Raw genomic sequence first — 22,706 nt, forward strand, 5'->3', positions numbered from 1 at the left:
ATGACACCAAAACAGCAACATGCGTTTGATAAAAGTGCGTTTAAAATCAGTATGGTTCAACACTTAACCCAGCTAGGTCACGCACCAGATACTGCTCAACTGCGTGACTGGTACCTCGCGCTTGGCCGTGCATTAGCCGAACACACGACGAGTGACTTGGTGGCCACTGAACACGATCAAGCCATTAAACAAGCGAAAAGTGTTAACTATTTATCCCTCGAGTTTTTGATTGGTCGTTTAACCGGGAACAACCTCATTAGCATGGGCTTGTACGATGCTATCGCCGATGCCGTGAGTGAGCTTGGGCTTGGGTTAACGGATTTACTCGAACAAGAGCGTGATCCGTCTCTGGGTAATGGCGGCTTGGGACGTCTGGCGGCCTGTTTTATGGACTCTTTGGCGGCACAGCAGTATCCAGCAGTGGGTTACGGATTACATTATGAATATGGGCTTTTCCGTCAGTCTTTTCATGAAGGGGCGCAGCAAGAGGCACCTGATGCGTGGCGCGAACCGGAAGGCTACCCATGGGAACTGGTACGTCCTGAATTATCCCAAATTATCGGCTTTTATGGCCATGTTGAGGTCGTTGAAGAAGCAGGGCATACCTATCGTCAATGGGTGCCGAGCTTGAAAATCCAGGCAATGCCTTGGGACTTACCCATTGTCGGTTACCAAAGCAACACCGTTTACCCATTGCGTTTGTGGGAAGGTCGAGCACTGACACCGTTCGCGCTTGATGCTTTTAATGCAGGCGACTACACCCATGCGCAGCAAGCTGATATCGATGCGGGTAATTTGACCAAAGTCTTGTACCCGAACGATAACCACGACGCAGGTAAAACGCTGCGCTTGATGCAGCAGTACTTCCACAGTGCCGCCTCGGTCGCAGATATCCTCCGTCGTCACCTAGAGGCTGGTCATGCTCTAGCGGCGTTGCCAGAGTATGAAACCATTCAATTAAACGACACCCACCCCACCATCGCGATTCCTGAGCTGATGCGCGTATTGCTGGATGATTATCGTCTGGGCTGGGATGAGGCGTGGTCAATCGCCAGTCGTACTTTTGCTTACACCAACCACACCTTACTGCCCGAAGCGCTGGAAACCTGGAGTGAGGCGTTGATTGCGCGCTTGCTGCCGCGTCATATGGAGATCATTTTTGAGATTAACCATCGCTTCATGCAAGAGGTAGAAGCGAAGTGGCCCGACGATGTGGCGAAAAAGCAGGTGTTGTCAGTGATTGATGACAAAGGTGAGCGCATGGTGCGTATGGCGAATCTATGTGTGGTTGGCTCTTATGCGGTAAATGGCGTTGCGGCGTTGCACTCTCAGTTAGTTAAGCGTGATTTATTCCCAGAATTTGATGCGCTATATCCGGGCCGCATTCAAAATGTGACCAATGGCATTACACCGCGTCGCTGGTTGAAGTTCTGTAACCCTGACTTGTCCAACTTGATCAGTGAAAAAATAGGTGAGCAGTGGCCAGCGCAATTAGAGCAACTCGAGCAGATTGCTCAATACGCCGATGATACTGCGTTTCAAAAGATATTCATGGATGTCAAAAAGCGCAACAAGCAGCGTTTGGCAGGATGGGTTAAAGAGCACCTCGATATTACCCTCAATACCGATGCGATTTTTGATGTACAAATTAAGCGTCTGCATGAATATAAGCGTCAGCACTTGAATCTATTGCATGTGATTTCGCTCTATCAGCGCTTGCTTAACGAGCCAGACTTTGACATGGCGCCACGAGTGGTCTTTTTTGCCGCGAAAGCCGCGCCTGGCTATGAATTAGCAAAATCGATCATCTATGCGATTAATAAGGTCGCTGAAACCATTAATAATGATCCACGGGTCGGTGACAAGCTCAAGGTCGTCTTCATTCCTGATTATCGTGTCAGCATGGCAGAAATCATTATTCCGGCTGCCGATGTGTCTGAGCAGATTTCTATGGCCGGTAAAGAGGCGTCTGGCACGGGTAACATGAAAATGGCACTCAACGGCGCGCTTACCATCGGCACCATGGATGGCGCTAACGTGGAAATCCGTGAAGAAGTGGGTGACGATAATATCTATATCTTCGGCTTAGATGTTGATGGTGTCTCCGAATTACGCCAAAAAGGCTATCAGCCTGAAGCGGTCTATCACAGCCAGCCCCTATTGAAGGCTGCTTTGGATAGTTTGCTGGATGAGACGTTCACGCCAGGTCAGCCAGGGGCCCTGCGTCCTGTGTTTGACAGCGTGATGGGTAGCGGCGACCCGTACTTGTGTTTGGCTGACTTTGCCGATTACGTGCGCGCACACAATGACATTGACCGTGATTACCGTGACGCGTCGCAATGGGCACGTAAAGCGATTCTGAACACCGCGCTGGTCGGTAAGTTTAGCTCAGACCGCTCAATTCGCGATTACGTTAATAACATTTGGCAGTTAGAAGCGATTAAGCGCTAATTGCAATATAACGGGTTAACAACCTTATCGGTGGCAAGGAATGAGCCTTGCCACCCAACAATAATGACAACAATATTGCCCAATAAAAGAAGGGGGCAGACCCCTCGGAGAAAGCGATGAAAGAATCTGCATTGAAGACAGTCGCACAAATGGCCAACCTCGCTGATCGCTATATCAGTGCATGGGGCTCAGAAGCGGCTGTGCCGGACAGTACCTTACATGACTTACTAACGTCACTTGGCTATGACACACGAAACGACGAGGCGTTATTGGCGTCGGCGGAGAAAAAACACAAAGCGGATGTGCTCGCCCCTGTGCAGGTGGTGCAGGAGAATGAGCCGGTTGAAATTGCGCTTCATTTAGGTACCAGTGCGCGAGAAAGTGACTTTAGTTGGCGTTTGGAAACCGAACAGGGCGAATGCTTTGAAGGTTACTTACAGTCACAAATCGTTCGCGATGAGCGCAGTAATGGTGGCCCATTGGTGTTTAGCCTGCCTTGCTCCCTACCGTGGGGCTATCACCGCCTTTCCGTGATACGTAAACGGCGCAAAGCCCCGTATCAAATGACACTCATCATGGCGCCCACCCAATGTTATAAGCAGCCAGAATTGGATCAACACAAGAAGATGTGGGGGCCGAGTATTCAGCTCTACACATTACGTACCCCTCATAACTGGGGTATCGGTGATTTTGGCGATCTCAAACAATTGGTTAGTGAGCTTGCCTCGCGCGGCGCTGACTTTGTTGGCCTTAACCCTATTCATGCGTTGTTCCCTGCCAATCCAGAAGCCGCGAGCCCGTATAGTCCGTCATCACGCCGCTGGCTTAATCTTTTGTATATTGATGTGAGCAACGTTCGAGAGTTTTGTTTGAGCGCCCGTGCCCAGCAACTCGTGGGCAGTGCCGAATTCCAGCGTCGCCTGCAAGCAGTACGCGACACGCATTGGGTCGATTATAGTGAAGTCGCCGCCTTAAAGATGGCCGTACTACCGCTTTTATTTCAAGAGTTTAAGCAACGCGAACTACTGCAACAGACACGACGTGGCCGTGCGTTTTTAGACTTTATCGAACAAGGGGGAGAGAGCTTAAAACAGCAAGCGACGTTTGATGCGTTGCACCAGTATTTACGGGCCGATGATCCTCACGCCTGGGGTTGGCCGGTGTTTCCTGAAAAATATCGCCGTTATGAAAACGCGGCGACGCAAGCATTTATCGAGCAGCATAGCGATGACATTCAACTGTACATGTATCTACAGTGGATTGCCGAAGGTCAAATGGAAGAGGTACAAGCCATTGCTGAAGAGCAGGGGATGTCGCTGGGCTTGTACCGTGATCTTGCTGTTGGGGTGTCTGATGCGGGAAGCGAAACCTGGTCGGATAATTCACCGTTAGTGTTGGATGCTAGCATTGGTGCACCGCCGGATGTGTTGGGACCGCGGGGACAAAACTGGGGCTTGCCGCCATTTGATCCGCAAGCGCTGCAACACACCGGTTACCATGCCTACATCGAATTGCTACGTGCCAACATGCGTCATTGTGGGGCGTTGCGTATCGATCACGTACTGGGCTTGCTGCGCTTATGGTGGATCCCTAAAGGGAAAAATGCTACCGAGGGCGCTTACTTGTACTATCCCGTTAAAGACATGCTCGCGATTTTAGCGCTTGAGTCGCATCGTCATCAGTGCAGTGTGATTGGTGAAGACTTGGGGACGGTACCCGATGAAATTGGCGCGTTACTTGCGGATGCGGGCGTGCATTCCTACAAGGTATTCTTCTTTGAAACCTCAGAAGAGGACGGTGGCTTTATTTCTCCGGCGCACTATACCGAGCAGGCGATGGCGACGCTTTCCACCCATGATATGCCAACCATTCGTGGCTTTTGGCATTGCGACGATTTAAAGCTGGGGCAAGAGTTAGGCCTATACCCAGATGAAGCGCAACTCCAACAACTGTTTGATGATCGCTTAAAAGCCAAACAAGGCATATTAGATAGTGTAAGTTGGCACGGCATGCTACCGGATGGCGTGGGGGCTGATGCGCGCTATGTGCCGATGGATGGTCACTTGTGCCGCGCATTGCAATTGCATGTTGCCGCCGGCCAATCGGCGCTGTTAAGTGTCCAGTTGGAAGATTGGTTGGAAATGGAGAAACCGGTCAACATCCCAGGCACGGTGGATGAATATCCTAACTGGCGACGTAAACTCTCGGTCAGTTTAGAGGCGCTTTTTAGTCGAGACGACCTCAACCAACTTGCCAGAGATTTATCTCGGGTACGTATGCAAGCGAGCCGCCAAACGGTGTAACCACCATACCATGCTCTAACGCTCTATCCTCAGTGCCAGCCAACACGTACAGGATGGAGCGTTTTTTTTGTATAAGGAGCCTCCAGTGCCAGATTCTTACCATTCGATACAGCCCCAATCTATTCAGCCTGATCACTTTGCAATGGATATGGCTGTTTTATATAACCCGAGCGTTGCACATCAGTATATGGGCGCGCATCCGGTGACGTTACCCGTCGCGGGTAAAGCGGTTGAGGGGGTTCGGTTTGTGGTTTTTGCCCCGCATGCACAATCAGTGAGCGTGATGGGTGATTGGAACCATTGGCAAGCCGACGCCGCCTACATGACGCCGATTGAAGATGGCTTTTGGGTCGGGTTTATTGCTCACCTTGGCATGCAGCAGCGTTATAAATACGCCCTAACGGGGCCTAATGGACAGTGCTTACCGCACAAAGCCGACCCTTACGGGGCGTATGCCGAGCAATATCCGTCCTTTGCCTCTCTGACCTATGATCAACATGCTTATCAATGGCACGACCAGCACTGGCAAGCGCGTCCCGTCACCGAAAAACACACGCAAGCGTTATCGTTTTATGAGCTTCACCTTGGCTCCTGGCAGCGAGATGCATCGGATCAGTGCCTGGGCTATCGTGAGCTTGCTGACCGTCTCGTTCCTTACTTGGTAGAAATGGGTTATACCCATGTGGAGCTAATGCCAGTCAGTGAGCACCCCTTTTATGGTTCTTGGGGTTATCAGCCGGTTGGCCTGTTTGCGCCGACCAGCCGCTATGGCTCGCCAGATGATTTTAAGTATTTTGTCGACCAGTGCCATCAAGCGGGTATTGGTGTGATCCTTGACTGGGTGCCTGGACATTTCCCTACCGATGATCACGGTTTAGCTTTTTTCGATGGCACTCCGCTATATCATGACCCCGACCCACGACGTGGCTGGCACAACGACTGGCATTGTCATCTTTACGATATGAGTAAAGAGCATGTGCGTCGCTTTTTGGTGAATAATGCCTTGTATTGGCTTGACCAGTTTCACATCGATGGCCTGCGTGTTGATGCCGTCGCGTCGATGCTGTATCTCGATTACTCGCGCGAGCAGGATCAATGGGTCCCCAACGTGGATGGCGGCAACGAGAACTATGATGCCATCGCCACCTTAAAGTGGATGAACGAGTCGGTTTATCATTATTTCCCAAATGCGATGACCATTGCCGAGGAATCGACGACATTTCCGGGGGTATCGGCACCTACGTATGCAGGCGGACTTGGGTTTGGGTTCAAATGGAATATGGGCTGGATGCATGACAGCCTCAGTTATATCCGTGAAGAGTCGATGTATCGATGCTATCACCACGACACGCTAACATTTCCATTGGTTTATGCGTTTGGCGAGAATTACGTATTGCCACTGTCGCATGATGAGGTGGTGTATGGAAAAGGTTCGTTGATCGGTAAAATGCCCGGTGACGAGTGGCAGCAAACCGCCAACTTACGTGCCTTTCTTGGGTATATGTATGGTCAGCCAGGTAAAAAGCTTAACTTTATGGGGGCGGAGATCGGTCAGACCGCAGAGTGGAACCATGACAGTCAGCTTGAATGGCATTGGCTACAATACGGTCGCCATCAAGGTATCCAAGCATGGGTGAAAGCGCTGAACCACCTGTATGTCTCAACGCCGGCGCTGCATCGCCTCGACTGCGATCCGGCAGGGTTTGAGTGGCGATTAAAAGACGCTGCAGATCTCAGTGTCATGGCACACGAGCGGCTTGGCGATGACGGCTCGCGGATGCTGGTGGTGAGTAATTTCACCCCGGTACCCCGGGACGGTTTTCAGCTGGGTGTGCCGATGAGTGGTGATTACCAATTGGTATTAAATTCGGATGATGAGGCGTTTTGGGGCAGTGGGTACCCCGTTTACGTAGCGCTTAGCACTGATAAAAGCGCGGCGCACGACCAGCCCCAATCGCTGACACTGAATCTCCCCCCATTAGCCACTGTGTTTTATCGCTGGCAAGGGTGAAAGCAATGACGCCCTTTGGGCGACAAAGTGAAGATTGCGCCAAGTTAATCCTTGGCGTTTTTTCTGTCTGAATCGATACCATAAAAAAGGCCGCGAATGCGGCCTAGTCGTTGTCTCTTACAAGGTGATATTAGGCGGCATCTTCTTCATCAACGAAGGTGACGCCATTTTCACGATGCAGGCGCTTGCACGCTCGACCGTCACTGTGGAACAGATGGCAGCGGTGAGCGGGAATACCAATGGCGTACTTGTCGCCGGGCTCAATCTCAACGGTATCGAGCTGGCGATAGATCACATCGGCGTCTGCGCTTTCAAGGTTGAGATAAATTTGCGTCTCGTTGCCCAGCTTCTCAACAATGGTCGCTTCCCCTTCAATTTGTGCATCACCGTCTTTGGCGGCCACCAAATGCTCAGGACGAATGCCGAGAGACATGCGATCGCCGCGCGTGACGGTTTTGCCATCGACTGGCATCCAGAAACTGGCCCCTTCACTCAGCTGTACTTTGACACGGTTTGGCTCGACATCTTCAATAAAGACACTCATGAAGTTCATTTTGGGCGAGCCGATAAAAGAGGCGACGAAGCGGTTTTGTGGGTAATGGTATAGCTCGAGCGGCTTCCCGACCTGTGCGACTCGGCCTTCATCCAACACCACAATTTTGTCTGCCATGGTCATGGCTTCAATCTGATCGTGGGTGACATAAATCATAGTACAGCCAAGCTGACGTTGTAACTTGGTGATTTGCGCGCGCATCTGCACCCGTAATCCAGCATCGAGGTTGGAAAGTGGCTCATCGAGCAAGAAGACACGAGGCTGAGACACCAGGGTGCGTCCAATCGCAACACGTTGACGTTGTCCGCCAGACAACGACTTAGGTTGTCTGTCGAGTAAGTGACCGAGTTGTAAGATCTCCGCCGCTTGATGGACGCGCTTATCGACTTCCGCTTTGTTCGTTTTGGCCAGTTTTAGGCCAAAAGACATGTTGTCATAAAGATTTAGGTGGGGATACAACGCGTAAGATTGGAATACCATCCCGACGCCACGCTTAGATGGCTCAATATCATTTACTCGCTGATCATCAATGTAAAGGTCGCCCGACGTAATATCTTCCAACCCGGCAACGCAGCGTAATAGGGTGGATTTGCCGCAGCCAGATGGACCGACAAAGACAACAAATTCGCCATCTTTTATCTCTAGGTCAACGTTTTTTGAAATCATTACATCGTCGTCATACGCTTTACAAACGTTTTTAAACGTGACACTTGCCATGTCGCTCGCCCTCAATCGCTTTTCATTAATTCGGCTCAATACGCATTATAGGTGGCTGTGCTATTCAATATCGGCCATTTTCGAGCGTTATCGTTTTTGTTGAACGCTGTTTGGTCACTGACTAAGCACATTGGATAGATTCCACCCGATGCTTTTTTGATGTCAGGCAGTGTCGCGTATCTTTGCAAATGGCGCATCCTCCCGTGGACAATTATTACGGGGGGAGTAGGCGGGGAGGAGGATAATCTCCTCCCCAAATTGATTTGAGGGTGTACATCACAAAATTATGAGCAAATTAGTTGAAGTTGATCACGTACCGTTTATTTTTGTGAACCGCATCATTAGCGACGAGCGATATGGATCACGAATTCGCTCGCATAGAGGCAGGGCGTAGAGGCCAGGATGATGAGGAATGCGCGGGAATTAACCATGATAGACCGTGAAATACAGCTCATCCTCCATGGAATCGTGCTACACCTCAGTAGAAGAAGGATAGAAAGATGAAAAAATCACTTAGCGCTGTTGCTCTCGGTACCCTGATTGCACTGGGTTCATTTGGCGCCAATGCCAATATCGAAGAAGGCCAACTGACGATTTGGATTAACGGAGACAAAGGTTACAACGGCCTTGCCGAAGTGGGTGATCGCTTTGAACAAGACACGGGCATTCCTGTCACCGTCGTTCACCCTGATGGTCTGCAAGACAAGTTCCCTCAGACTGCTTCAACGGGCGATGGTCCAGACATTGTATTTTGGGCGCACGATCGCTTTGGTGGCTATGCAGAATCAGGCTTGCTGGCAGAGATTCGTCCATCTGAGCGTCTTAAAGACGGCATGGTCGACTTTGCTTGGGATGCGGTGAAATACAAAGGTAAATACGTCGGTTATCCGGTGGCCGTGGAATCGCTTTCTCTCATCTACAACAAGGATTTGGTGCCTAACCCACCAGAAACGTGGCAAGACGTGGTTGAGATGGATGCCAAGCTCAAAGAGCAGGGCAAGTCAGCCATCATGTGGAACCTGAAAGAACCGTACTTCACATGGCCACTGATGGCGGCTGATGGCGGTTATGCATTTAAGCAAACGGCAAACGGCTATGATGTGAAAGACGCGGGTATCAATAACCAAGGTGTACATGACGCACTGCATTTCATGAAGCAGATGGTGAAAGATGGCGTGATTTCATCTGATATGGACTACTCGGTCTCTGAGTCTTCTTTCAACCAAGGTGATACAGCGATGACCATCAACGGCCCTTGGTCGTGGGGCAATATCGAAAAGTCGGGTATCAACTATGGTGTCACCACCTTGCCAACCTTCCAAGGTGAAGCCTCTAAACCCTTTGTTGGCGTGTTAAGTGCCGGTATTAGCACCGCGTCGCCAAACAAAGCGCTGGCGGTCGAGTTTTTGGAAAACTATCTGTTGACTAATGACGGCCTATCAACGGTGAATGCTGATAAACCTCTGGGTGCGGTGGCGTTGAATAGTTATCAGGCGGAACTTGCCAAAGATCCGCGTATTGCGGCAACCATGGAAAACGCCAAACATGGCGAAGTGATGCCAAACATTCCACAAATGAATGGGTTCTGGGCAGCGGCCAAAAACGCCATTATTAATGTGGTCGATGGCCGTCAAAGCGTCGAGGAAGCACTCGACGATGCGGAAACGCAAATGGTCAAATAAGCTCTATCTGCAGGGGGGCTTGCCTCCCTGCATTTTTTAAAAACTATGTGAGTAGCGTTCCTTATGCAGTCAGTCCAAGGTTCCCAAGCTATGACAACGTCAGGCTCTTCTTTGCCCAGTAGCACAAAAGCGTTCATAAAATGGGCGTTACTGGCTACTGTGGCCATTATCAATGGCTATGCCACCGTCTTGATGTATTCGCGTGGTGAAACCGCCTTTGCCCTGTTAACTGTGGTATTAACCGCATTAGCGCTGTACATTTTTGGCAGTAAAAAAACATACGCCCATCGCTATATCTATCCAGGTATCGCGGGGATGATCCTTTTCATTATTTTTCCGTTGGTTTATACCGTTGGGCTGTCATTCACCAACTATAGCGCCAAAAATCAACTCTCTTTCGAGCGTGCCCAGTCCGTATTATTAGAGCGAACCTTTCAAAGTGGCGACAGTTATCCTTTCTCATTATATCAAACGGATCAAGGCGTTCGCATTGTGGTGGAGGGCGAGAATACACGCTATGCCACCAAGCCATTTGAATTTGCAACCTTGGCTAATGACAGCTTGTCACTTAGCCCGATTGACAGTGTTGAGGGACAAAAAGCGTCACTACGCGATGTGATTCAAAACCGCGACGCGCTTGGGGAGTTAGACCTAGCATTGTCTGGTGACAAAACCATTCGTATGAGTGGTTTGCGGAAGTTCGCCGCCATTCAATCGCTTTATAGCTTGCAGGACGATGGCCGCACGCTGATCAACAATAAAACGGGTGAGACGCTCAAACCTAACGATGAGGTAGGTTACTACCAACCGGTTAATGCCTCCGGTGAATTTGTGGGCGATACTGTTTCACCCGGTTATGTGGTGCAAATTGGCACGGATAACTTTGAGCGCGTATGGACGGATGATGGGATTAAAGAGCCGTTTATTGGCATCTTTATCTGGACGATTGTCTTTTCCGTACTCACCGTGGTATTCACCCTGTTTATTGGCTTGATATTGGCGAGTTTAGTGCAATGGGAAGAGCTGAAAGGTAAGTCGATCTACCGTTTGTTATTGATCCTTCCTTACGCGGTACCCGCCTTTATTTCAATTTTGATTTTCCGAGGCTTGTTTAACCAGAGTTTTGGCGAAATCAATATGGTCTTGGAAGCGCTGTTTGGCATTAGCCCGAATTGGTTCTCCGACCCATTTTTGGCGAGAAGCATGGTGCTCACCGTTAATACCTGGCTGGGTTTCCCTTATATGATGATCCTCTGCATGGGCTTGCTTAAAGCGATTCCTGATGATCTCTACGAGGCATCCGCGATTGACGGCGCGAATTTCATTCAGAACTTCACCCGTATTACGCTGCCGATGATGATTAAACCACTGACTCCTCTGCTGATTGCGGCCTTTGCCTTTAACTTCAATAACTTTGTGATGATTATGTTGTTAACAGAGGGTGGACCAAACCGTATAGGCACCACGGAGCCGGCTGGTTATACCGATTTGCTGGTTAGCTATACCTATCGCATCGCCTTTGAAGGCAGTGGTGGTCAAGACTTTGGCTTGGCAAGTGCCATCGCCACACTGATCTTCTTGATAGTCGGCGCACTGGCGTTAATCAACCTTCGTATGACGCAGAAAAACGAGCACTGAGGAACCTAAATATGGCAATGGTACAAGGTAAATCCTTAAAATATCGCGTCTGGGCAACCCATATTGGCTTGTGCTTGTTCTTGGCGTTGATCCTATTCCCGCTGTTAATGATTATTGCGATTTCATTCCGCGAAGGGAACTTCGCCACTGGGAGCTTGATCCCGGACAATCCATCACTGGAACACTGGAAATTAGCACTGGGCTTCCCGGTGACTAACTCGGATGGCACGGTCACGCCACCGCCATTTCCCGTTTTATTATGGCTGTGGAATTCGGTAAAAGTGGCCGGGATCACCTCGCTGTTTATCGTGGTGCTCTCAACCACTTCGGCGTATGCCTTTGCGCGTATGCGATTTAAAGGCAAGCAGACCATCTTGAACGCGATGATGATCTTCCAGATGTTCCCAGCGGTGTTGGCATTGGTCGCTATCTACGCCTTGTTTGATAAGTTGGGACAGTACATTCCATTTTTGGGACTCAACACGCACGGTGGCTTGATCTTTGCGTACTTAGGCGGGATTGCATTACACGTTTGGACCATTAAAGGCTACTTCGAGAGCATTGATGGTTCATTGGAAGAAGCCGCAGCATTGGATGGCGCCACCCCGTGGCAGGCGTTTAGGCTGGTGCTGCTTCCGCTCTCCGTGCCTATCTTGGCTGTGGTCTTTATTCTGTCGTTTATCATGGCGGTAGGTGAGGTGCCAGTTGCTTCGATTCTGTTGTCGGATGTTGATTCGTATACCTTGGCGGTCGGCATGCAGCAGTACTTGTATCCGCAAAACTATCTGTGGGGCGACTTTGCGGCGGCAGCCGTACTGTCAGCGGTACCGATTACCGGGGTTTTCTTACTCGCCCAACGTTGGTTAGTGGGTGGTTTGACCGCAGGGGGCGTGAAAGGGTAAAGCCTTACGTCGTCAGGCGAAGCAAGAGCGCGAACGTAAAGGCAGCTAACATTAGCTGCCTTTTTGATGCAGGTAATATTGGGCTACAGCCAGTCACCGTCGATACAGACCAAAAAGCTCTTTGCTGCCAAGCGTTGGCATGACGCTAGTGGAGCGACGGTTGTCTCACCGGTCGCGGTGTCACAGACAATGCGCCACTGATGATTTGGTGGAAGCCGTAGGTCGTGCGCGGTGTCGCTGCTGTTAATGGCTATAAGTATTGATTGACCCGCGTCAGGGTGATGCGCGCCGAGCGTGATCTGACAGCTGAGCGCTTGCAGCTTTGACCATTGATGATCGTGAATCGGATCGCCATTCGGGTGCCGCCACGTAATCTGATTGCAATGGCGCTGTGTGCCACTTAACGCATCGATAAAGCGTGGTACGATGGCATTGCGGCGTGCAATCATAGTGGCTAGCCAGTTTGACCAATCGTGATCCTGCGTTTGCCAGTTTAACCAACTGATAGGGTTATCTTGGCAATAGGCATTGTTATTCCCTTGTTGCGAGTGGCCTAACACATCGGCCATTAGAATGTGTGGCGTCCCCAGCGAGAAGAGGATGCTTGCCATCATATTCCGTTTTTGCCGCCTCCTTACCTCAATAATGTCAGGATTGTTTGTCGGCCCCTCGACACCATAATTGGCGGAGCGATTGTCACCATGACCATCCCGGTTATTCTCGCCATTGGCATGGTTATGCCGCTTGGCATAACTGACCACATCCTGCAGGGTAAAACCATCATGGTAGGTTACATAGTTAATCGGTAAATGATCGGGCCAATGCGCTGCGCTGAAAACGTCGCGCGAACCCATCAATCGCGTGGCGAAATCTTGCAGTATGCCTGGATCTCCTCGCCATAAACTGCGCGTGGTATCGCGGATTTTATCGTTACATTCAGCCCAGTTAATGGGAAATTGTCCTAGCTGATACCCATCGGGGCCTATATCCCAGGGTTCCGCAATCAACTTGACCTTAGAAAGGATCGGATCCTGGGCAATGGCGAGGAAAAACGCATTTTGGGGGTTAAAGGTATCGCCATTTCGCCCCTGGGTCGCGGCGAGATCGAACCTAAACCCATCCACGTGATAGTCGGTGACCCACATGCATAAGGTGTCGAGCACCTGCTTTAGTGCAGCAGGATGGCGTATATCAAGGGTATTACCACAGCCGGTATAATTGCGCAGTTGTTGGCCATCATGTAAGTACATGGCATGATCAAACGCTTTATAATGAAGAATCGGCCCACCTTCTCCGCCTTCTGCCGTGTGATTAAATACCACATCCAAAATGACTTCGATATCGTGGCGGTGTAGTTCGCGTATTGCCGTCTTTAGCTCGTTAACCGCACTTTTCTCCGCGTAGCGTGGATCCGGTGCCATCCAAACATATGGGTTGTAGCCCCAGTAGTTGGTTTTTTGCTGGCTGAGTAAATGCGGCTCAGGTAAGCAAGACGTAATCGGAAGCAGTTGCAGGCAATTAATCTGATGTTGTTGATAAAACGCCAACATCGTTGGTGAGACTAAACCCAAATAACGTCCTTGCTGCACTGGGGCGACATCTGGATGCTGCTGCGTCAGCCCTTTAACATGGGTTTCGAAAATCACAGTGTCTTGTATGGCGCGCTGAGGCGATGACACGCCTTGCCAATCAAAAGACTCATGATCGACGACTTGGCAGCGCGCCAGCAATGTGCTTTGCGATGGTGAATAAGGAGGCTGATAGCGTAAGGGACCAGTCACCGCTTGCGCATACGGATCGGCCAAGTACCATGTTTGACCATCCTGTAAGACCTCAAAACTGTATTCTTGCCCCGCAACCACATCAGCGACATCTCGTGTCCAGTAGCCACGCTTGTATTCGCGCATGGCGAGCCGCTGAGGCTGGTGCCCTTGATGCCACAACAGTAAATGCACGCAGTCCTGATCGGGTGCATACAGCGTAAACCGACAGCCTGATGGGTGTAGTTGCGCCCCTAATACATAAGGGGATGGGAAGCAAACCGACATAAATAACACCATTAAATGAGATGAATCGCTATTAGAGCGTTTACCTATAAATAATTCAATCTGACGTCACATTTATGATCATTGTCCCTCATGTAATAAAGTTTCACACCTTTAAGAATAAATCTATTAATAGTGATCGTGTCGACATTTTGTAGGCCTGTTTAGCGAAAAATAATTACCAATTACGCCCTCGTTCAGTGACCCAGCTCGACAAGTTTAGATAATCAGCTCTCACTCCTCCTTTCTCCTCCTCCCCCTGAAATCGCACGGTTGGATGACGCGAATATGACCGCTCAGGGATAGGATAATTCCAGGATAACGAAGAAAGCTAAGCCTTGGACACACTGTCTTTTTCCACTACCCACTGCCGGTGTGAAGAGACACGTAAAAAAGGCGCATTATGGAGTAAGGTATGAGAAAAGTAAGTTTAATTGCGGCGGCTGTTGCAGCTGCTGTCACTGCCACCTCAGCATTTGCTGTAGATTTTAATGGTTATGCTCGTGCGGGTGCTGCGATCGGTGGTGATGGTGCAGGTGATAGTGCTTTTGAAAAGAATAAAGTTGGTCGTTTGGGTAACGAAGACGACAACTATTACGAGTTCGGTTTTTCAGAAGAACTTCAAACGGGTGAGCAATCATGGAAGCTGGAATCGATGATTGCTTCCAGCGATAAAGGCCAAAGTGGTTGGGAAAGTAGCGAAATAAACGTCGCGCAATTTAATGTCCAAGCCAAAGGTTTGATTGCATCCGACCCTGAAGCTGTTATTTGGGCGGGTAAGCGCTATTATCAACGTAAAGATATCCATATTACTGACTTCTATTTCTTGAACACCTCAGGTACCGGTGGTGGTATTGAAAATATTTCACTGGGCGATCAAAAACTTTCTCTAGCATTTCTTCAAGATGGTGGGGACGATGAGGGCGATAACAAGCCTGCTTCTACAGGCTACATTTTTGATGCACGTTTAGCTAATATCGGCTTGTGGGAAGACGCGAGTCTAGAGCTCGCTACTGCCTATAACTTTGCAACAGAGAAGGATGGCCGAACCGAAGCCGCTGATGATGGTATTATGCTTACCGGTATTGTGCATCAAAACATGGACAACGGCTTCAACCAAACAATCTTGCAATATGGCTCTGCAGGATACGGTGATCAGATTGCTGGCTTTGGATCTGGTGCATGGTACAGCCGTGGCTCCGACGATAAAAACGATGCGAAAGGCTACCGTATTATTAACTGGGGTGTGATGAATGTTGGGTCGTCGATGGAACTTGGACATCAGCTTTCTTATCACAACGGGTCGGACTTAACAGATGGTGAGGGTGACTCTGATATGTTCACCGCGGTTGTGCGCCCTGTTTATAAGTGGAACGACACGATGCGCACCATCGGTGAGGTCGGCTTCTTTGATGGAGAAAATCAAGGAACAGACCAAGGAGGTCACAAGTTTACTTTAGCTCAAGCATGGGCAATGGGTGATAGCTTCTGGTCGCGTCCTGAGATTCGCTTCTACGGTACGTATATTACGGATGAAGAAGGAGATACGTTTGGTGACAAAGGTGACTCAGAGTTCGTAACGGGTGTGCAATTGGAAGCTTGGTGGTAAGCCTTTTTTAAACTGTCTTTTTTCATAGCCGACAATTGTCGGCTATTTTTTTAGGTGTTTTATATGAACAAAAAAGTGTTATTTATCTCTGGGTTATTACTGCTTAATGGGTGCTCGACGATCGTTGATAACCAATATCAGATTGCACCGAAAGGAAAGGCAGTGACGCAGATTGAGAAAGCGAAACAACTACCGCTAGAGATGGATAAAGAGATCAAAGTAGCGGTCACCACACAAACACAAGTCCTAGATATCCATAGCATTGATAGCCCTGGCGTTATTTTTGAATTACCGATGGTAAAAAATGGATTGGATATCAATATCGAGGCAGAAATAAACGATAGTGTTTTTGTCCCAAGTGCTAAAGTCATTAACCAGTCTGGCGATATTCGCGCTGAGCTTGATGATCGAGGTTTAGTTTATCTAAAGCCCCGTCTAGCTGATGGAAACCGTTTGCAAGGGAATATTAAAGTCCACCCACAAGTAGGTGACAGTGCGCTCTATTTGGTTATTTTTACTGATAAAGATAAACTTGATGAAACGGTGGCGGTCAGCCACCCAGCGAAATTGGACGCAGAGGGAAGAGGGAATTACTTTCCAGAGGTAGGCGATATTCAAGTGCCGCGCGCGTTGACCGGTACGTTTTCCATCGAAGCGGCAGCATTGGGCGCACGTACCAGCGATCAGTCTATCGTACTGCCAGCACTCTCCGCCACTGAACGTCCGCAACAAGAAAGCGTGACTTTTTACCACCAGGCTATTCGGGCCGCGATTGCAGATAACGATGTCGACAAAGCAATGGGATTACTGCGTGATGCGGAGCAATTGGGTATCACTGACGCTGACCAAGTCTTTCGTGACGCGATGAAAGCACAGTTAGACAAGCAGTAATCTCATCATTTAATCTACATTTTACATCGCGTCTTTAACAAGACGTAACCTCAAAAGGGCAACGTTGGTTGCCCTTTTTTAGTATGAGAGAAAAGGCTGGGGACTAAACGGTAAACGTATCGACCAGTTGGCGAATCGTTTTGGCCTCGTGGTTAAGGGTCTCGTTTGCGCCCTGCGCTTGCTCACTGAGTGACAAGGTTTGTTCAATACGTTGTGAGAGGGCTTGGATATTTTCGGCCACCTGCTGAGAGACGGCACTTTGCTCCTCCGCCGCGCCTGCGGTTTGATAATTGATATCGCCTAGCTGCTGCACCAAATCAACAATCTCGGTTAAGGTCTCCTGCACGGAAACACTCGCTTGATAACCTTCTGCCGCACCACGCTCACCTTGTTGGATGACGGCTTCAATATCGGTCAGTAGTTGGTTGAAGGTCTCAAGCGTCGAGACGATTTGGTCGACAGATTTTTGTGAATGCTGGGCCAAGGCGCGCACCTCGTCAGCGACCACCGCAAATCCTCGACCAGCTTCACCGGCGCGAGCCGACTCAATCGCGGCATTGAGCGCTAATAAATTGGTTTGATCTGAGATACCGCGAATGTCGTCGAGCAACGTGGCAATGTCGCTACCGCTGGTTTTGACTTCGCTAACAAAACTGTTGGCTTTTTGCAGATCCGTGTTGGCGGTTTGGTTGCGTGCCACATTATTAGCAACATTCTCCATGCACTGATTCAGCGATGAGACGACTACGGCGTTTTTCTCTTTGGAGGCTTCAGAGTTGGTTGCCACATCTTTTGAGGTCGCGGTCAGTTGCTCCATTGCGGTCGCGGCTTGGTGTAATGTCTCGGTATTATCAGACAGGGCTTGGTGGGCATCGGTGATGGCGTTATTGGCTGTCGTTGATGTGTCGGATAAGCGCCCACCTGCTTGTTGAATTTGTCCCACCATCGATTGCAGCGCATCCAACATGTGATTGACTGAGTGTTTAATACGATCAATCTCGGTTTGACCATTAACCGGCAAGCGCTGAGTTAAATCACCACCACCTTGGGCTATCGCTTGAATAGATTGTTCCACGCTGGTCAATGGTGCCAACTGACGTTTGATAACGATTTGAATGATCACAAAGGCCAGCAAAAGGACGAGGCCACTCACCCAATATATGGTGTTTTGAATATCGCTTTCGGCGTTAGTCATCATCTGATTCAGTTGTGTGACGGGTGCCATCGCGGCTTGCTTGGGGGTCACAATCATCACTGACCACGTCTGAGACATATTGCCAAACTCGATCGGTTGCGACACATAAAAGTGCGAATCGGTTTGTTTGAATTGGTTTGTTGCGCTCTGGCTTAGAAGGTTAGAAAGTGGTTGGTAAGCAGGAGAGGAAAGTCCCGAGACCGCAGCGCCATGTTGAACGTGCTGATCGGTGCTAGCAACGACTCGTCCATCTTGACTGATAACAAATAGTTCCCCGTTATTATCGGCACGTTTGGCTAAGAGTGATTGGATTTGCGAGGTTTTGAGCGTACTTCCCACCATAGCAACCGTTTTATCAAAGCGAAAAACGGGAGTTGTCACGTCGAACACCGTTTGCGTCTTACCATTAATCTGAGTCGTTCTTGGATCAGTAATACAATCTTTTTGGGTGCTCACTGGGCATTGATACCAAGGATTGGTTTCAGAGAAATTTTGTGCAGCGGTAAGGCGCATTTCCCCGTTTTCATCCACTGACACCGACGGCACATAGCGGCCATCCGCTGCACTGGTTGGATCGCCGTAGTAAAAAGCATCGGCGCCTAAGACGTTTTTTTGCCACTCGGTATAGATGTTGTGCCATTCAGGTTGGCGTTTCAAAATCGAATACATGATCCGAGGAATATCATCTCGGTCGAGGATCCGGGCTGACTTATTCTTTTCCGCTTCAGAGGTATAAATCTGGGCGATAGTTCGCACCGTATCGAGCGGAGAAGCAATGTAAGCATGGATCTCCTCGCTAATCGCAGTCGCGCGATTTTGCATCTTGATCACTTGATCACGCTTTACGTTTTCAGTGACCTGGGATGACATGGCCGACTGGCTGCTATTCAGCGTTGATAAAGAAACCGCACTCACTGCCCCAAGACCGATCAGAACGATGGACGAGGCAGCCAAACTTATCCGTTGACTTATAGAAAGGTTACGCAACTTTTTCATAATCACTATCCGCACAAAGAAAACCGCACAAAGAAATATTCTGAGTCGTCGAGTGGCGAGACAATGGCGTCGTGCGAAATGTGATGTCACAACGTGTAGCGCGCCGACGGAGACGATAATTGACACTAGTGTTACTTAAATAAGAAAAGGGCACATCCTCCTTATTTAACGGCATGAGGGAGGAATGCAATCTCTCGCTGACTTGCGAATGTCCTATGATCTGTCTCATATTTTTATGGGAACAGCGGAGAGCAAATAGGGCTGAGATCTCAATTCTTATAACTGAAGCGGGGACTATAAAGCCGTAGTTCACATTTCTTCTATGTGTTGTTTGGGGCGTAGGTAAAAGGCGTAGGTTTAAAAATAGCGATGAGGAAGGCGTGACGTTTTACAGTGTAAACTGTGCGGAGGCGTGATTAACGCGGCGCCGCCAGGACGCCGCGTTGGTGTATCAAGACAGTCCACCCATTTACTTACGGCGGCAGAACTCCGCAATCACAAACAGGGTTTGGCCGTTGACTTTGCCCTGTACATGGGTCGGATCGTCGGTCAAATTGATGCCGCGGATCACGGTGCCTTGTTTGATCACTTGGCTTGAGCCTTTAACGGGCAAATCTTTAATCACGGTCACGTCGTCGCCTTTTTGCAGTGCGACGCCGTTAGCGTCCAATACTTTGACTTCTTCGATATCTTGTCCCGTTTCTGCCCACTTACGGACATCGTCTTCCATGTACATCATGTCGAGATTATCTTGCGCCCAGCTTTCGCTAGAAAGGCGCGAAAGTTGGCGATAGGCAACGACTTGAACCGCAGGCTCTTGGCTCCACATGCTCTCGCTTAGACAACGCCAGTGGTTCACATCGATATTGTCTGGATGTTGAAGCTGATCGTGACACGTGCCACAAACCAATACGCAACTGTTTGCTGTGGTGTCGGGCGAGTAAGGGACGTCATACACAGATAAGTTGTCTTGGCTGGTGCATAGTTCACATTGGCCGCCACTGCGCGCCTGAAGCGTTTGTTCAATACTCATGTTTTATCTCACAACGGGCAGGAATGTCCCTGCATTAACAATGAGGCAGAGTGTAATCGCTGACATAAATTCTTACAAGTTATAAGGGATTGAATCAGCGAATAGAGTGGCTATATATGTCGAGTAACGCAAAAACAAAAATGCCACGCAAACGCGTGGCATTATCTCAACCAAGGTCGTGTAACGTTAGGCGTTAGCCGTGTCTTGCTTTACCACTTCATGGTGATCGAAAACACTTTTATCTTGGCCACCGGTTAAACGCGAGGTAAGGGTACCGGCTGTCATTGAGCCGCTCACGTTTATGGCAGTGCGGCCCATATCAATCAAAGGCTCGATAGAAATGAGCAAGCCGGCAAGCGCAACAGGCATATCCAATGCTGAGAGCACGATCAGTGCCGCAAAGGTGGCGCCGCCACCGACGCCAGCAATACCGAATGAGCTTACGGTGACAATCGCAACCAAGGTGGCGATAAAACCCGGATCGAGTGGGCTGATACCAATGGTGGGCGCAATCATCACCGCCAGCATGGCAGGATACAGACCGGCACAGCCATTTTGACCCATGGTGGCACCAAATGAGGCAGAGAAATTGGCGCTGGCCGGGTCGTTACCCAAGTTCTTCATTTGTGAATCGATATTGAGCGGAATCGTGGCCGCGCTTGAGCGAGAAGTAAAGGCGAATGTCAGCACCGGGAGCACTTTTTTCAGATATTGAATTGGGCTCATACCAACAAGGCCAATCAATATCAGATGCATTACTAGAATGGCACCTAAGCCCACATAGGAAGCGGCGACAAAATTGGCCAGCTCAAGAATTTCACTGACGTTTGAGCCAGCCACCACTTTGGTCATCAAGGCCAAAACACCGTAGGGGGTGAGGCCGATGATCATACGTACGAGCGTGCGCACTAACTCCTGAGCCACATCCATAAAGCGTTCAAAACGCTCGCCAAGTTCAGGCTGAGTGCGTGAAAGCGCTACACCGGCTATACCCACTAGCGCAGAGAAAATCACTACAGCGATGGTCGAGGTTGGACGGCTACCGGCCAAATCCGCAAATGGATTTTGTGGGAAGAAAGAGATAATCATATCAGCCAAAGATAAGTCTTCGACTGAGCCCAAGCGTTGCTCTAGAGCGGCCCCACGTGCCATCTCTCGTGCACCTTGCACGATATCTTGCGCAGACAATCCAAATAGACTGCTGACGAACACGCCAATGAGCGCGGAAGCAGCGGTGGTGGCAAGTAAAATGCCGATGTTTAAGCTAGAGATTTTGCCTAGAGAACCTGAGTCTTTCACTTTCAAAATCGCGCCAATAATCGACACGGTGATCAACGGCATGATGATCATTTTAAGCAGGCTGACATAACCGGAGCCGACGATATTGATGTAGTTAATGGTTTCGCGCGTGATAGCGCCGTCAGCACCGTATAACGCTTGCAGCGCAGCACCGAACGCAACCCCCATGCCGAGGCCGGTAAACACGCGTGTGGATAAGGATTTTTGTTGCTTGTGCAATTTGACAAGCATCGCCAGCAGCAGCGCAAAAGCAATCAGGTTTAAAAGGATAACTGTCATAATCGGCGTTCCAACCTAGAGAATTATAATGATTTGAGTGCCTAACCCCGTTTAAACGTATTAAAGAGTTAGTGATTGGTTGGCATCATATGCCGGAAGGTGCATGCAATGAAGACCTATGTCACATTATTACTAGATAAAAAAAGCACTTGTTAAAACTAAAAAGAATATGGAATGTGGTTTCAGCAATTTTTGTCGATAAATTGCGCAACCTCATGAAAATGCGCTTTCTTACACACCTTACGGTGGTGGAGAAGGCAAACAAATCCACATATCGACTGGATAAAAACGAACGTTCGTACTATTAATGGATAGACGGTTGCGGTAAGGTAATAAACGTTGACTGCCAAGGTGTCCTGGCGTAGTCATTTGGTTTTTAGCAATCCGTTTTTTGAAGGTTTAATGAGATGGGCGTATCTAGTGAACCGACGTACTCGCTCTCGAAACGTGAGCAAACCAGGTTGCGTATTCTCGAAGCCGCGTTTGAGTCAGCCAGCGTGTATGGATTGGAAAGCTTGACGATTGGTAGCTTGGCGCGCGACGTAAAAATGTCAAAAAGCGGGCTATTTGCCCATTTCAACTCGCGTGAAAACTTACAAATCGCGGTGGTGCATTTTGCCGGTGAGCGTTTTATCGAGCGGGTGATTAGCCCGAGTCGTGAAGCTGACCATGCGAGTATTGAGGCCAAATTGCAACATTTGCTGCGTAATTGGATGGGTTGGCATCAGCACTTTCAGGGTCAGTGCTTATTTTTAGATGCGTGGCATGAGCAGCGTGCGAGTAATGATCCCATCCATCAGGCGTTGCAGCGCGTCACCCGTCAATGGCTTGACTACCTAGCCGCACAGTTTGAAAAGGGCAAGCAAGCCGGTGAATTTCGCGCCGACCTTGATACCTGGCAAGCTGTCTATCAGTTGTATGGGCACTATTTGAGTAGCCAGTTATTTCTGCGTTTGTCACTCGAATCGCCGGAAGGGACACGCTTTTGGCATGGTGTCGAGCAGTTGCTCGCGCAAAGCCGCCGCGAATGTTCCCGATAAGAATGAACATTATGTCGGTATCGAACCAACGATATTTTTCAGTATAAAAACGAACACTCGTT

The 22,706-nt window shown here is 49.4% G+C and carries 14 protein-coding genes; 9 read left to right on the forward strand and 5 right to left on the reverse strand.

Annotated elements, in window-relative coordinates; genetic code table 11:
- The 3 genes from FCN78_RS13125 to glgB all read left to right on the forward strand — a co-directional run bounded on the left by FCN78_RS13125 (position 1) and on the right by glgB (position 6,765).
- The gene (locus FCN78_RS13125) at positions 1-2,451 is read left to right on the forward strand and encodes a glycogen/starch/alpha-glucan phosphorylase (protein WP_077659204.1); all 2,451 of its coding nucleotides are present in this window, start codon (positions 1-3) and stop codon (positions 2,449-2,451) included.
- A 116-nt stretch (positions 2,452-2,567) separates the two neighbouring features.
- Positions 2,568-4,754 carry a 4-alpha-glucanotransferase gene (gene malQ / locus FCN78_RS13130; RefSeq protein ID WP_069362928.1) on the forward strand — a complete coding sequence of 729 codons (2,187 nt, stop codon included), beginning with the start codon at positions 2,568-2,570 and terminating at the stop codon, positions 4,752-4,754.
- 142 nt (positions 4,755-4,896) lie between these two features.
- Entirely contained in the window at positions 4,897-6,765 is a 1,869-nt protein-coding gene (gene glgB, locus FCN78_RS13135; RefSeq protein WP_077659261.1) for a 1,4-alpha-glucan branching protein GlgB, read from the forward strand.
- A 130-nt stretch (positions 6,766-6,895) separates the two neighbouring features.
- Here the strand turns inward: glgB and malK are convergent, their stop codons facing one another.
- Positions 6,896-8,035 (reverse strand): maltose/maltodextrin ABC transporter ATP-binding protein MalK, encoded by a 1,140-nt coding sequence (gene malK / locus FCN78_RS13140; protein ID WP_077486547.1) that lies wholly within the window; start codon positions 8,033-8,035, stop codon positions 6,896-6,898.
- A 500-nt stretch (positions 8,036-8,535) separates the two neighbouring features.
- On the opposite strand from malK, the gene malE reads away from it, so the two are divergent.
- The 3 genes from malE to malG all read left to right on the forward strand — a co-directional run bounded on the left by malE (position 8,536) and on the right by malG (position 12,257).
- A complete protein-coding gene (gene malE, locus FCN78_RS13145) occupies positions 8,536-9,717 on the forward strand; it encodes a maltose/maltodextrin ABC transporter substrate-binding protein MalE (protein WP_069362930.1) in 1,182 nt (393 codons plus the stop codon).
- 63 nt (positions 9,718-9,780) lie between these two features.
- Positions 9,781-11,355, forward strand: coding sequence for a maltose ABC transporter permease MalF (gene malF, locus FCN78_RS13150; protein ID WP_069362931.1), 1,575 nt, complete (start codon positions 9,781-9,783; stop codon positions 11,353-11,355).
- Between the two features lie 11 nt (positions 11,356-11,366).
- Positions 11,367-12,257 carry a maltose ABC transporter permease MalG gene (gene malG / locus FCN78_RS13155; protein WP_069362932.1) on the forward strand — a complete coding sequence of 297 codons (891 nt, stop codon included), beginning with the start codon at positions 11,367-11,369 and terminating at the stop codon, positions 12,255-12,257.
- 83 nt (positions 12,258-12,340) lie between these two features.
- On the opposite strand, the gene FCN78_RS13160 is transcribed toward malG, so the two are convergent.
- Positions 12,341-14,305 (reverse strand): glycogen debranching protein, encoded by a 1,965-nt coding sequence (locus tag FCN78_RS13160; protein ID WP_162274068.1) that lies wholly within the window; start codon positions 14,303-14,305, stop codon positions 12,341-12,343.
- 412 nt (positions 14,306-14,717) lie between these two features.
- Here FCN78_RS13160 and lamB point away from each other — a divergent pair, with 412 nt between their 5' ends.
- Both lamB and FCN78_RS13170 read left to right on the forward strand, forming a co-directional pair.
- Positions 14,718-15,911, forward strand: coding sequence for a maltoporin LamB (gene lamB / locus FCN78_RS13165; RefSeq protein WP_077659206.1), 1,194 nt, complete (start codon positions 14,718-14,720; stop codon positions 15,909-15,911).
- A 63-nt stretch (positions 15,912-15,974) separates the two neighbouring features.
- On the forward strand, positions 15,975-16,802 hold the full coding sequence (locus FCN78_RS13170) for a MalM family protein (RefSeq protein ID WP_077659207.1): 828 nt from the start codon (positions 15,975-15,977) through the stop codon (positions 16,800-16,802).
- Between the two features lie 103 nt (positions 16,803-16,905).
- Here the strand turns inward: FCN78_RS13170 and FCN78_RS13175 are convergent, their stop codons facing one another.
- From FCN78_RS13175 to FCN78_RS13185, 3 genes are all read right to left on the reverse strand, one after another.
- Complete coding sequence (locus tag FCN78_RS13175) at positions 16,906-18,993, reverse strand: methyl-accepting chemotaxis protein (protein ID WP_077659208.1); 2,088 nt, start codon at positions 18,991-18,993, stop codon at positions 16,906-16,908.
- Between the two features lie 469 nt (positions 18,994-19,462).
- On the reverse strand, positions 19,463-20,026 hold the full coding sequence (locus FCN78_RS13180; protein ID WP_077458869.1) for a PhnA domain-containing protein: 564 nt from the start codon (positions 20,024-20,026) through the stop codon (positions 19,463-19,465).
- A gap of 186 nt (positions 20,027-20,212) precedes the next feature.
- On the reverse strand, positions 20,213-21,604 hold the full coding sequence (locus tag FCN78_RS13185) for an L-cystine transporter (protein WP_077659209.1): 1,392 nt from the start codon (positions 21,602-21,604) through the stop codon (positions 20,213-20,215).
- A 407-nt stretch (positions 21,605-22,011) separates the two neighbouring features.
- On the opposite strand from FCN78_RS13185, the gene FCN78_RS13190 reads away from it, so the two are divergent.
- Positions 22,012-22,644 carry a TetR/AcrR family transcriptional regulator gene (locus FCN78_RS13190; protein ID WP_077649518.1) on the forward strand — a complete coding sequence of 211 codons (633 nt, stop codon included), beginning with the start codon at positions 22,012-22,014 and terminating at the stop codon, positions 22,642-22,644.
- The last annotated feature ends 62 nt before the right edge of the window (positions 22,645-22,706 follow it).

The organism is Salinivibrio kushneri (genome assembly GCF_005280275.1).
GTDB lineage: Bacteria > Pseudomonadota > Gammaproteobacteria > Enterobacterales > Vibrionaceae > Salinivibrio > Salinivibrio kushneri.